We start from the raw sequence: 12939 nt of genomic DNA, 5'->3' as shown, positions 1-12939 counted from the left end.
TCGATATCGCAACACTGCGCGGCCACCGTGCACCCCGGGGCCTGACAGGTCCCATCACGGAACACCAACGCATCCCGTAACCGGGCAGGCGGGAACCGCCCCACATACCGGGCACTCAGTAGGTCATAGTCAGCATTGCGCTCATCCCTGCGGACCCGGCCCTGATACCACTGATGGTCCGCACCAGGGTCTGACGCTAAGGCGCGGGCCTGACCAGCGGGGACCCGCCAGGACCGGTCAGCTGAAACCCCCGGTTCATCAGATTCCCCGGCAAGGGTCGCTTCAGGGATCATCACCATAATCTTCGCCTCCACCGGCGCCTGATAGACCCGACCATCCCGCAACCACGCAGCCAAAAGATCCACCTGCCGCTGCACAAGAGACCGAGAATCACCACCAGAAGAGACATCCCCGCCGGTGTGGGGGTTCTCATCATCGTGTGCTGGTGGTGAGTCCAGACCGCGGGCTGCCGCCCGGAGCCGGTTCTGGATCGCTGCTGCCTGCAGGGTGGGTAGGTACGCCTCCAGATAGCTCATCCCATTCGACTGGTGCTCAAAGCGCACATACCGGCCCTCACCGGCCTCCTCACACGCGGCCTCGTAGGCTTCGGGGTCCAGGTCGGCAACACACCTTGTCAACCACCGGTGGAACTCACCAAGACCCCGGTGGGTGGCCTCCACACTGGCCCTGGCATCCAACTCCTGCACCAGGGCTGCAGTGAGCTCACTGGTGGGGGCGGCCTCCGCGACTTTCCGCACCCGGGGCAGGTCCACCCACCCCTGAGTGAACGCCTCCCAGGTACGGGGCAGCTCACTACGAGCGACACCAGCAACATTGAGCATGATCGTGGTGGTGCGTTCACTGACACCCAGCACCATCGCAGCATCACGGACCGCGGCCTTCTGAGCCTCAGCACGGCCCACCACAGTCTCACCAGCGCACTCCGTCAGGCGCCGGTCCAGGTAGTTCAGAAGGTGCTCAATCTTGGTGGCTTCAGCACGCCGGGCCGCTACCTGAGCTTCCCAGGCAGACACCAACTCAGGCACCTGGGCAAGATGACCCAACGACCCCGGCACCTGCACTGGAACCGGTGCCGAAGAGTGAGCATCTAACTTGCCTTCCATACCCACAATTTTATCCGCCACCCCCGACACCACCCCGACCCGGCGAAGACCTGTGAACGGTAGTGAGAGGGCACGTCACGAACATTGAGCGTGCCCGGTTTCGCGGATACAGTGAGGTTCATTGCTTTCTGACTCAACTGACACTGGATGCCGGGGGATGGCATGACGTTCACCAGTAACGGGGCATCCCGCGGCGCTGGGTACGCATCACGTTTCATGGGCGCCCTCCGTCCTGGGGTCTTCGTGCTGGCTCTCATCTTGGTGATTGCTCTCCCCGCAGTTGCTGTGTCCTTCAGTCCGTTCGCCCCGGCAGTGAAGTTCGTGGTGACAGGGGCTGTTCCGGGGCTCATTGCGTCGCTGTACGGAATCCGCCTGGGACTATGGACCGTGGCTGCTACTGGCGTGTTCATGGCGCTCTCCCAGTTGGCCGCTCCTTGGCCGTGGATGAGCTCCCTGCTCATGGCCGCTGCAGGTCTGATTCTTGGACTGTGTGCCCGGAGAGGCTGGAGCGCCATTGCAGTACAGGCCTGCATCTGGTGCTCGCTTACGCTTATAGCGCCGCCCTTGGCCCTGACGGGAATCGACTGGGCTTCGGGCCGACTTGGCCAGGTGACGGTGCCTGTTGGCATGGTGCTCATTGGCGGTCTGTGGGCCGTGGTCGTCAGCGCGCTGTTAAAGTCAAAGCTGCCGAATCTCACTGCGAAACCGCTGAGCCATACGGTGGCGCTGCACTACGGGCTGGCACTGGCCATCCTGCTGGGAGTGGCGGCATTCATAGCTTCGACATGGTTCACTGAGACCACGGGCGGATGGCTGTTGCTGACGATTCTGGTGATCGTCCGTCCGGGGCTGTCTGATACGCGCAGCCGGGTGATAAATCGCTCGGTAGGCACAGTAGCGGGTGGTGCAATTGCAGCCCTGGTGGGCTCAGTCGTGGTGACTCATCAGGTGCTTTTGACCGGTATCGCGGTGGTCGCACTTGTCATTGCGCTGGTTCTCCTCGTGCGCAAGGCGAATTATGCCGTATATGCGTTCGCCCTCACGATTGCCGTGGTTCTCTTCAATGTGGACGGCCCTGATGTGCTGAGCGCAGATATCCAGCGGGTAGGGTTCACGCTGGCAGGGGCGGTGCTTGTGGCCGCGTTGGCGGCCAGCTACCAGCTCGTTGTCCGATCAGGTCTGAAGAAGGTACTCAGTTCATGAGCGCGATATACAAGTTCAAAGTCGAGGCGTAGACGGTCCATGCCAGGTAAGGCAGGAGGAGAACACCTGCGAGCCTAGAGATCGGCCAGAATCGCCAGATGGTGGCGGCAATTGCCACGATCAGTACGACGATCAGAACCATCGCTGCCCATAATGCCGCTGTCCCCATGACGGGGTATCCGCCGAAGAACAAAGGCGACCAGATGCCATTGAGCACTAACTGCACCACGAACAGGGTTAGCGCGAGTTTGGCGTTGACGCTGTGCCGTCTGCGCCACACCAGCCAGGCGGCCACACCCATGCTGAGATACAGAACCGTCCATACAGGACCGAAGACTGCGTCTGGGGGAGTCCAAGGTGCCCGATCCGCCTGCTCGTACCATCCGTCGGTTTCGTCCTGGGTCAGCTGACTTCCGAGAAATCCGACGGCTTGCGGGATACCGACGAAGAGAATGAGCGCCACAATCTGCTTGAACGTGGAGTCACGGTTGGTGGTTTGGGTGGTTCCCTGCGTCACGGGTGGTCTCCTTTCGATACCCAAGTGGTGCTCCTGACCCTACACTTGGGATTATGAGCTCTACAGCCTCCGAACAGCGCAAAGCCCTGGTCAGTGCCCTGCGTACAGTGGGTCCCGAGGCGTCAACCCTGTGTGAAGGGTGGGCGGCCGAAGATATGGCCTTGCATATCGTGATGCGGGACTCCCGTCCAGATTTGCTGGTGGGACAAGGCCTCCCCATCGTGGGAGCCAGAGCGCGCAAGGCCATCGAGAGTTTGAAAGCAGAAGGCTACGAAAATCTGGTTGACCGCGCATCGATCGGCCCGCCATCGTATTTCCCGCAGAGCTTTGCGCCAGTCAATGACGCGATGAACAGCGCTGAGTTCTACATCCACACTGAGGACGTCCTTCGCGCTCAACCGGACTTCGACCTCAGTCAACGGCGCGCAGTCTCAGAAGAACTGCGCAGGCGACTATGGAAGCAGGCATCGGTGAGTTTCTTCCCCATGGCGGCGCGAAAACAGAACCGCAGGATCTCTTTCTTCAGCCCAGGATACGGAGCGACGACGCGGGGCCCAGCATCTGCCCCGCTCATGATGGTTCACGGAGCGCCTGAGGAGCTCATCCTCTGGGCAGCCGGTCGAAAAGAGCAGGCCGAAGTCGACATTACCGAGGCGTGAGTGATGGGTGGAGTTCAACGTCAGTGATATCTCGCCGTGGTAATTATCTGCACGGCGATGAAAAATCTTTTTCACCGAGCTTCCAGTGTTCACTCAGAGTATTCCAGCGTAACAATTCTTTATAAACTTTATAAAAATTAGGAGACCTGACTTATTGTTTACTCATAAGACTAATTTCAGGCGTGTGATGTTTATCAGTTATGAGAAAAATTTTGAAGGAAAGTCAAGATCGAGCCGGTGAGGTGTCGCTGCGGTTGACGATACCCAGCCCGAAAGCACATGCGCCCGGTCATAACATGTGGCTCGAAGGTTCAGTGGGCTTCTCCGACGTCTTACTAGATGAGGTTCCGCTTCCTAGTGAGTTTCTTACGATCTCCGTAGACCACGTTGCACCCGAGTCCGACACCGGTTCAGGAAATGAACCCCAGGTGCTCATCACAATGTCTGCGGCTCGACCTCTATCGCGAAGTCACATTACAGCCTTGGCTCAAACGGTCATTGAACTCGCTTTGATCTGCGGTTCTCCGCCTGCGCGGATCCAGGAGACGACTATTTCGTGTACTGCAGCTCAGGTCGAGGATCCAAGCGTCAGCTCCTGGGAACAACCCGCGTTGCCAGGCCTCGGTGAGGCAAGTGTTTGGCATGGTTACGACGGGGCGTCCCCAATTGCGGGACAGTTCCATGAGCTTCTCCAGCCATGGTTTGGGTTCCGTAGGCAATTCCCCTCAGCTCGGCGCCTGATTGGCGATACGGTCTTCAGCGGACATATGAGCGCGGAGGGACGCGCTCTGATCCTGCTGAGAGCGATTGAGGTGATGTTCAACATCACGCACGGCATTTCGGCCCCTGATCGCAGAGGCGCGACGCTGCGGCGAAAACTCTCCCTCATGGCGCAGAGAGCTCAGCATTTTTCCACCAGCCAGAGTGGTGTCGGTGTGGTCCCGAGAGTCGCCGATCTTGCAGATCAATCTGCGATTGACAGGATCCTGGACCTTCACGACGAGTTGGTAGCCAGCAGCGGATCGATGCGCCTCAAACGGGGAAAACTCGAGTCGATCTCCCTGCACCTGTGCGAGGTTCTCCGGCACTGCGCTTTCGGTGAACTCTTCGTGATTCAAGCACAGCGGCGGACAAGGATCATTGCAGATTCTTAGAGGCTAAACGCAGGCAAGTCGGGAGACTGGTCAATGGTCTTGTGTCCCTCAATTCTTGAGGCCTCGCCACGTGGGGTGGCGGAGGCGGTGGTCGCGGGTGAGGCCTGAGTGCTTTACCTCCGCGTGGAGTTTCGGTGTCACCCAGGTGGCGTCCGAGGCATCTTCTGGGGGCACGTCGTCGACCGCGGGAGTTTTACGTGTGATTCCCTCAAGCGTGCTTCGTAGTTCACGAAGATCGGCCTCACTGAATCCCGTCCCGACCCGCCCAGCGTAGGTGAGGTCGCCGTCGTCGTCCTCTACGGCCAGCAGAAGAGAACCGAACGTGCGAACCCTGCCGCCCTTACCTTGGCGCCAGCCGATGACCACGACGTCGGCATGGTTGTCGTGTTTGACCTTGATCCAGTCATCGGTGCGTTTCCCGGGTTTGTACTTGCTCTCCGCACGTTTGGCGATAATGCCCTCGAGCCTGAGTTCCTCGCTGACGTCTAAGGCAGGTGTGAGTCTCCTTCCGAGATCATCGGGGACTTGGACCTGGGAGCCAGACTTCACGAGCATGCTCAGGACTCTGCGACGCTCGGAGTAGGGCTGATCAGTAAGATCACCGTGGTCGGCCGTGTGGAGGACGTCGAAGACCATGTAGTGCACTGGGATCCGGGTCGCAGCCCTGTCGATCTCGCGCTTCTTAGTGAGTCGGCCGCGGCGCTGCAGAAGACCGAAGTCGGGTCTGTCGGAAGAGTTCAAGGCCACTACCTCGCCGTCAAGCACTGTGCCCGCTGGCACCAGCTCTGCCAACTCTGTGAGTTCAGGGAAGACTGCGGTGTAGTCTTTGCCGCTGCGGCTGCGCAGCTCCACCGGTGGCCCATCATGATCGTCTCCGTGGATTGCCGAGAGGATCCGGTATCCATCCCATTTGGCCTCGAACACCCACCCTTTTCCGCGCAGGTCCCTCCGCGCACCCATAGTGGCCAACATGGGGGAGGGCAACGGTTCCGGCACGGCTGAGGGCTTGGCCTTCGGCTGATTGGATGAGGACGCTGCCTTGGGAGCGGACTTCTCCTTAGTGGTCGACTTTTTGGCCCTCGACTTCTTCGGCTGGTCCTTCATCAGCCGGATCAGCCAGTCCTTGCCTTTCTCATCGGTCTGCACTAGCGCGTAGCGCCGGGGTTTGCCGCCTAAGCCACCCTCGGGCTGACCCTGCAGGGTGAAGACGACCTTCTGCTTCTCCCACTTTTCGATCTCTACGGTGCCCGAATCCCAAATGTAGACCTTGCCACCGCCGTATTCGTTCTTGGGGATGGTGCCTTCGAACTCCGCGTACTCCAGTGGGTGATCCTCAGTCATGACCGCCAGCCGTTGTTGCCCGACTTTCAGCGGTGGGCCCTTCGGCACCGCCCAAGAGACCAGCACGCCGTCACGCTCTAACCGGGTGTCGTAGTGCAGGGCGGTGGCGTGATGCTCTTGGATTACGAAGATCGGGTCACCGGCGCGGGCGGCCGGGGAGCCTTCCGGCACAGGTTCAGGGGTTTTGGAGGCATCGCGCATGGACCGGTACTTGGTCAGCGCGTCCTCAATATCTGTGGTCTTCTCCCGGGTGCTCTTGGATTCAGGCTCCGCGACGGCGGGGGAGTCCGCGTCATCAGGTTCGGTATAGCGGCCGAAGTCCTCGAGCGGGTCAATCCCCTCGGCTACTCGCTCTATCACCTCCCGGAAGGTCAACTGGCCGAGATCGGAGTCCTCCAGCTCCTCCCAGGTGCGAGGGGCGGCGACCCAGGGCTGGGGCCGGCCGCGCAGCGAATAGGGCGCGACAGTGGTCTTATTGGAGTTGTTCTGCGACCAGTCGATGAACACTTTGCCGTGGCGGGCGGACTTCTTCATCTGGCTGATCACCTGCTTGGGGTGGTCCTTCTCCAGCGCACGGGCTAGCTCCTGCGCTACTTGTGACACCTGGTCCGAGGTGTAGCTGCCATCAAGAGCGGCATAGAGATGGATGCCCTTGGATCCCGAGGTCACGGGCACGCTGGGTAAGCCCATGTCATCGAGGATCTCCCGGCACCAGCGGGCCACCTGTGCACAGTCGCGCACATCAGTGCCCGGGCCCGGGTCCAGATCCAGCACCAACCGGTCAGGGTTGCGCCGCTCAGCCACCGGCGGCTCCCCGCCCTGGTCCTGAGGGATGAAGGGGGCGACATCGGAGTCGAAGCGCCACTGCGGCACGTGCAGCTCTAGCGCGGCCACTTGGCCGAACCACGCGAGCACCGCTGAGTCCTCGGCCAACGGGTAAATGTTGACATGGTCCGAGTGCTGCAGCCCCAACCGCGGCACCCAGGAGGGAGCGGAGTCCTCTAAGTTCTTCCGGAAGAACGCGTCCTTGGGCTTCTCCGCGGTCCCGGGCCCGTCCGGCCAGCGTTTGCGTGTCACCGCCCGGCGGCGCATGTGCGGCAGCATCACCTGGGCAATGGTCTGGTAGTACTCGATAACCTCAGCTTTGGTGGTGCCAGATTCCGGGTAGAGGACCTTGTCCAGATTGGTCAGCTTCAACCTTCGTCCTGCCACATTCACGGTCTGCTGCTTCGATCCCATGGTCCCATTCTGATTGCACATGCCTTGAAGTTGGCTGGACTTCCCCGGTGGCCGCACTTGTACAGTGAAGGATCAGCCGCTGACTGAGGGGAAGGCATGACCAGCCAGATAGTCCTGACTGAAGAGTTCACGGAGGCGCTTGCTCTGCTGCATGGCGGCAAGAATGTGTTTTTGACGGGTAAAGCCGGCACGGGTAAGTCGACGCTGATCCGGCGATTCATGGCTGACACTCAGCGAAGCGTCGTCGTCACCGCCCCCACCGGGATTGCGGCGCTCAACGTAGACGGCTACACCATCCACAGGCTGTTCGGTTTGCACCCGACCACCACCATTGCCGATATCCGCGGCGGGCGCTACTACCCGGCACGTTTCGCTGAAACGCTGCAGACGCTGCAGACGCTCATCATTGATGAAGCCTCTATGGTCCGGGCGGACTTGTTCGACCAGATCGTCGCCGCGTTGGAGAGGTTCGGGCCACGGCCGGGGCGCCCATACGGGGGAGTTCAGCTTGTGTTGGTGGGTGACCTCCTTCAGCTTCCGCCGGTGGTCCCTGAGTATGAGCAGCAGATCTTCGAGACGACTTACGACACTCCGTACTTCTTTTCAGCAGCGCAGTACATGGAGGAGGATTTCCCCACGGTGGCGCTGACTCAAGTGTTCCGGCAGCAGGGGGATCAGCGGCTGACGTCCATCCTCAACGCCGCCCGTGAAGGAGTGCTGCTCAATACGGCGCGTGAGGACCTCAACACTCGGGTGGATCCCAATTTCGAGCCCGAGGATGGCGAATTCTGGCTCACACTGGCCACGACCAACAGAATCGCCAACGCCCGCAACCGGGAGAGGTTAGAAAGGCTCGACGCCGCCGAGCACCGCAGTTTCGCTCAGCTCACCGGTGACACAGATGGCTTTGAGCCGCCCACGGCCAGCGAACTGGTCTTCAAAACCGGGGCGCAGATCATGTTGCTCACCAACGATCCCCTCGACCGGTGGGTCAACGGGACACTGGGCAAGGTTGTCAGTGTCGGCCGGACTGAGAACGGTGAGATGAGTGTGGAGGTGGAAGTGCGCGACGGTGGGGTGGTCACGGTGACGCCCGCCAGATGGGAAGTCACCCAACCCGTGGCAGATTCCGACCGGGTCACACACCGCGTGGTCGGCTCATTCACTCAGTTGCCCTTCAAACTCGCGTGGGCCATCACTATCCATAAATCTCAAGGACAAACACTGGACAGGCTGGTGGTGGACCTACGTGGCGGAACTTTCGCTCCTGGTCAGCTCTATGTTGCGCTCAGCCGAGCGACCTCTATGGAGGGGTTGGTGTTGTCCCGACCGGTGCTGCCCAAGGATATGAAGACTGACCGGCGAATCCTTCGTTTTCTGCGCAGAACGACCGCAGAGAATGCTGTCCATCGCTATTGTTCGATAGCGGTTTCGGCGGTGGGCAACGAGGGGACTCGGGACCGCCCGCGGCCGGTGGAGATTGCCGTGGCTTTTGAGGACGGCACCGCGATCAGCACTTTGGTTAACCCTCAACGTGATCTTGCTGATGCACGCAACGCATATGGGATCTCAGCAGTGGATGTTCTCCTTGCGCCATCTTTGGCGGAGGCTTGGACGCTGGTCCAGCACGCCGTGGCTGGGTGCACTCCGGTAGGAGTGGGAATCGACCGCACGCTGGCGTTGATCGACTTCGAGTTGAAGCGCCTGGGCCATGTGGTGCCACTGGCGTTCGGAATTGAGGTGACTGATGATGGCTCACCGGAGTTCGCTTCAGCGCTCGACGTAGCCCGGCATGCTTTGGACCGGTTTAATTCAGACACTGCCGAGACGATCTCTGCCACGCCCTTTGACGAGCCTGACGCAGAGCATGAGGGGATTGGCTACCTGCTGACACGAGATGCCCAGGTGCCGAGCCCGTCGTTTGATCACCTGCCCGGTCTGGCAGCGCTGCTGGAGCTGTCACGTCAGGTCGGAGCTGCACTTCGGAACGAAGGATCGGGCGCTGAGCCTCTGGGTGCCGATGACGACTGGTATCACGCGGCGCGGCCCCTCTTGGCCGAACAGATTCGCACGGCTGTGCAAAGGGTTCATGTGCCGACGGAGCTTGCGGCGCGGCTGCGGAATGCCGAGCATGTGCTCGGCGAGCAGGTCCTACCGGATCAGAGTGATGGCGGAGGAATCCACATCGGCGACATCTTTAGGCTGCACACGCGGGTCTGCTTCACCGGCACGACTTTCGGGCCCGACGGTCGGGAGTGGTCACGGGACGAGATGCACTCCCTGGCGGAAGAGCACGGCCTCACCCCGGTCAAGAACGTGACCAAAACCAAGTGCGATGTGTTGGTGGTCGCCGAGCATGGCACGCAATCGCGCAAAGCTCAGAACGCGCAGAATTGGGGGAAGCCGGTCATCGAAGCCGGTGACTTCTTTGCATGGGCGGGGCTGGGCTAAGAGCGAAACCCTTTGCGCTCAGTCCTCGTCGGAGGTGTGGGCCTCGGATCTGTTCAGGAAGCCCCTGACAACATTGGTGAAGACATCAGCCTGTTCGGCGTGCACCCAGTGACCAGCGTTGTTGATAGTGATCAGGTGGGCGCGCGGGAAGAGCTCCCTCATGGTGGGGCCGTAGTCATCTTTGATGTAGTCCGACTTCTCTCCTGCCACCCACAGCACCGGGCCGTCGTAGGCAGTGTCCTCAATATCTGGGAAACCGGCGATGGTTGGCAGCGAATCACGAAGCAGTTTCAGGTTCACCCGCCAACGGAAACCGTCCTGGGTGCGGGCCAAACTCTGCAACAGGAATCCACGCACCATATCCTCCGGAATGGGGTCCAAGAGCGCCTTGTTCGCGTCCCCCCGGGACTTCAGTTCCGAGAGATCCAATCCAGCGAGACTGTCCAGCAAATGCTCGAACTCTTCCATGGATTCACGCTTCACTGGGGAAATGTCCACGACAATCAGTCGGCGGACGAGTTCAGGGTGGCGGAGCGCCAGCACCATCGCCACTTTCCCTCCCATGGAGTGACCTACCAGGTTGATGGGCCCGTCATTCGCCACCGTGCTGCGCAGGTGTTCCGCCACCAAGTCCGCTTGGCTCACATAGTCGAAATCCTCGGTCCAATCAGATCCTCCATGGTTCGGCAGGTCCACGAGGATCGATTGGAAGTCAGGTTCGATTCCCTTGGCGATCTGTGTGAAGTTCTTGCCCTGTCCGAAGAGCCCTGGGAGGAACACGACGATCTCGCCGGATTTCCCCACAGTCTGAGTGTTGATCGATAGTGAATCCTCGGCCATGAAAGAGTCTCCTGTTCGGCGTCGAGCAATAGCACCTGTCAGGATACGCACCCTCAGCGGGTTCTGTGGGACTGATGCGCTCAGGTTGTGGCCTCAGAGTCGGCGGGACTGCACGCGTCAGGGTTTTCCCAAGGCCTCGATGATTAGATGCCACTCTGACCGTTCGGCAACAATTGTGAGGGACAGGTGATCCGCCAGATGCGCGCCATATGGACTGGAGAGGTGAGCTTTGGGCTGGTGTCAGTGCCGGTCAAGCTCTACTCAGCGACGAAGAGCCATGATGTCAGCCTCCACCAGGTGCACGACGCCGATGGGGGCCGGATCCGGTACCAGCGGCGATGCGAAGTGTGCGATAAGGCAGTCGACTACAAGAACATCGACCGTGCCTATGACGACGGTGAAAAATCTGTGATCATCACCAAGGATGAACTGGATGGTCTGCCGGCGGACGACTCCAAAGAGATAGCGGTGGAGCAGTTCGTGCCTGCCGACCAGATTGACTCGATGGTCATGGACAAGTCTTACTACTTGGAGCCCGCTGGTAAGAATGCGAAAGCCTATGTTCTGTTGAGGCGCACCCTTGATGCTGCAGAACGTTCAGCTGTGGTCACCTTCACTCTGCGTTCCAAAACTCGGCTCGGTGTGCTGCGCGTCCGCGGGGATGTCATCGTTCTGCAAGGTTTGCGGTGGGCTGACGAGCTCCGGGAACCCGATTTCGATGTACCCGCCTCAAAATTGTCTAAGAAGGAGCAGGAGATGGCGTCCTCGCTTGTGGAGTCCTACAGCGAGGACTTCGACCCGGAACGCTTTGCGGATGAGTACCAGGAACAGCTGCAGGTCCTGATTGACGAAAAACTAGAATCGGGCGAGGAAATAGACACCGACGCTACCTTCGGTGAGGTTGACGATGATGACGACGGCGATGGCAACGTCGTCGATCTCATGGAAGCCTTGAAGAAGTCCGTTGACGACCGGAGGCAGAAGTCAGAAGAGAAATCAGGTGGTAAGAAGAAATCTGCCTAGATTTCACTCATGTACGGCGTTCAGGCAGGAGCTATGTCCCGTGGATGGTCGTTCCACATCGCTTCAGCCGCCCGCAGCCGGCCAGAGCCATTGCGGACCGCATGGAGAGCAAGTATCCCGATAATCGCCGATGGGTTGTGGAGCCGACCGCCCAGCACAGCGTCGACTGCCTCAGCCAGCCCAATCCACGCGAAATCCAACTCAGCCTCTTCGGCTTGCCGGGCGTGCCGCTCAGCCTCTGGCACTTCACTGAGCCCCTCGGCGAGATAGACACGGATAGCCTCGTCCTGGGCGCCGGGAGTGGTGTAGAAGTCCGCCAGAGTGTGCCAACTGGCGGCAGTCAGGTCCGCCTCCTCTGCTAGTTCGCGCTGGGCAGCGGCAAGCATGGGTTCGCCTTCCACATCGAGGAGTCCAGCTGGGATCTCCCAGAGATCCATCCGCACCGGGTGCCGGTACTGGTTGATCAGCAACACTCGATCATCAGCATCGACGGCCACCACGGCAACCGCCCCTGGATGGGTGACAAAAACGCGGGTGAGCTCCTCGCCCGACTCGCCGAACCTAAAACGTTCCTCGGCCACATTGAAAACCGGGGTGCTCAACAGAACCCCCGAGGTAGTGATCGGGTGCGAGGCAGGCGAGTCGCGCAGGTTCATGAGCTCAGCTTACGGGCAGAAGGGCGACGCCGTCCTCACCCCTGGCGCATTCAGCGACCTTTCAGCCCAGGTTCTGTCCCTGGGCAGGCTCTTTGCTTAGGTTCTGGGACTGACCGATGCGCGCACGTTCACGACCGAACGACGGAGTTGAACCGCAATGTCTGGATCCAGCACGGCTACACCCGTCAGAGCATCCCTGAGCGGGGTAGCTCTGATCGCCATATTGGCTGGTTGTTCCCCCAGCGACGAGCCGCAGATAGAAACGGTGAACCCCAACGATCTGGAGACCGAGGATCCTGCCCCGCAGGAGTACGCAGTCGAGTCTCCGGCACAGGCTGAGGAAGGTGTTTGCGCATTGCTGAGCGCTGAAGACATTGAGAGGGTAATCGGCGAGTCCGTAGGCGAAGGGGTAGCCACTGGTGAGGTGGGAAAAGTCGAATCGTGTATGTGGTCGCATTCGGAGGTTGACTTCAAGGGGGTCAATATTCTGAGCATCAGCGATAACGAGATTCCCGGTGAAACGTTGTTCGAGAGCATCTCCAACGGGGAGCCGACTGAGGTGGAGAATGCAGACGAAGCGGCGTTCGACGAAGACAGCGAGAGCCTCTGGGTGCTGTCCGACGAGTCAGTGTTCCAGTTGTATCTCTACGCCTTCGAATCAAGTGAAGATGAGTTCGTTGAGCTCGCCGAAATCATGGTCGGCAACCTCTGAGTTGCCAGCATCCCAGTATG

At 60.1% G+C, this 12939-nt stretch carries 11 protein-coding genes; 6 read left to right on the top strand and 5 right to left on the bottom strand.

Features of this window, described 5'->3' with window-relative positions:
• A partial coding sequence (locus tag FH975_RS03925; RefSeq protein WP_162320166.1) for a DUF222 domain-containing protein occupies positions 1 to 1124 on the bottom strand: 1124 nt, incomplete at its 3' end.
• A 162-nt stretch (positions 1125 to 1286) separates the two neighbouring features.
• Between FH975_RS03925 and FH975_RS03920 the strand changes: the two genes are divergently transcribed.
• Positions 1287 to 2327 carry an FUSC family protein gene (locus FH975_RS03920; RefSeq protein WP_162320165.1) on the top strand — a complete coding sequence of 347 codons (1041 nt, stop codon included), beginning with the start codon at positions 1287 to 1289 and terminating at the stop codon, positions 2325 to 2327.
• On the opposite strand, the gene FH975_RS03915 is transcribed toward FH975_RS03920, so the two are convergent.
• Positions 2317 to 2844 carry a TspO/MBR family protein gene (locus tag FH975_RS03915; RefSeq protein ID WP_328821767.1) on the bottom strand — a complete coding sequence of 176 codons (528 nt, stop codon included), beginning with the start codon at positions 2842 to 2844 and terminating at the stop codon, positions 2317 to 2319. The genes FH975_RS03920 and FH975_RS03915 overlap by 11 nt on opposite strands.
• A gap of 53 nt (positions 2845 to 2897) precedes the next feature.
• On the opposite strand from FH975_RS03915, the gene FH975_RS03910 reads away from it, so the two are divergent.
• Positions 2898 to 3503, top strand: a complete 606-nt coding sequence (locus FH975_RS03910) for a TIGR03085 family metal-binding protein (protein WP_162320164.1) — start codon at positions 2898 to 2900, stop codon at positions 3501 to 3503.
• Between the two features lie 482 nt (positions 3504 to 3985).
• A complete protein-coding gene (locus FH975_RS03905; RefSeq protein ID WP_162320163.1) occupies positions 3986 to 4657 on the top strand; it encodes a hypothetical protein in 672 nt (223 codons plus the stop codon).
• A 48-nt stretch (positions 4658 to 4705) separates the two neighbouring features.
• Here FH975_RS03905 and FH975_RS03900 read toward each other — a convergent pair whose 3' ends face one another.
• Positions 4706 to 7237, bottom strand: coding sequence for an ATP-dependent DNA ligase (locus FH975_RS03900; RefSeq protein WP_162320162.1), 2532 nt, complete (start codon positions 7235 to 7237; stop codon positions 4706 to 4708).
• A 96-nt stretch (positions 7238 to 7333) separates the two neighbouring features.
• Here FH975_RS03900 and FH975_RS03895 point away from each other — a divergent pair, with 96 nt between their 5' ends.
• A complete protein-coding gene (locus tag FH975_RS03895) occupies positions 7334 to 9688 on the top strand; it encodes an AAA family ATPase (protein ID WP_162320161.1) in 2355 nt (784 codons plus the stop codon).
• Positions 9689 to 9706: 18 nt separating this feature from the next.
• Here the strand turns inward: FH975_RS03895 and FH975_RS03890 are convergent, their stop codons facing one another.
• A complete protein-coding gene (locus FH975_RS03890; protein ID WP_162320160.1) occupies positions 9707 to 10528 on the bottom strand; it encodes an alpha/beta fold hydrolase in 822 nt (273 codons plus the stop codon).
• A 198-nt stretch (positions 10529 to 10726) separates the two neighbouring features.
• Here FH975_RS03890 and ku point away from each other — a divergent pair, with 198 nt between their 5' ends.
• Positions 10727 to 11551: a non-homologous end joining protein Ku gene (gene ku / locus FH975_RS03885; RefSeq protein WP_162320159.1), complete on the top strand. Its 825-nt coding sequence runs from the start codon at positions 10727 to 10729 to the stop codon at positions 11549 to 11551.
• A 20-nt stretch (positions 11552 to 11571) separates the two neighbouring features.
• Here ku and FH975_RS03880 read toward each other — a convergent pair whose 3' ends face one another.
• Complete coding sequence (locus FH975_RS03880) at positions 11572 to 12207, bottom strand: NUDIX domain-containing protein (RefSeq protein ID WP_162320158.1); 636 nt, start codon at positions 12205 to 12207, stop codon at positions 11572 to 11574.
• Positions 12208 to 12364: 157 nt separating this feature from the next.
• Here FH975_RS03880 and FH975_RS03875 point away from each other — a divergent pair, with 157 nt between their 5' ends.
• A complete protein-coding gene (locus FH975_RS03875) occupies positions 12365 to 12919 on the top strand; it encodes a DUF3558 domain-containing protein (protein ID WP_162320157.1) in 555 nt (184 codons plus the stop codon).
• Positions 12920 to 12939 lie beyond the last annotated feature (20 nt).

Origin of the sequence: Nesterenkonia haasae (assembly GCF_010119385.1) — a bacterium.
GTDB lineage: Bacteria > Actinomycetota > Actinomycetes > Actinomycetales > Micrococcaceae > Nesterenkonia > Nesterenkonia haasae.
The sequence above is the reverse complement of the archived record's forward strand: the minus strand, read 5'-3'. Positions and strand labels throughout refer to the sequence as shown.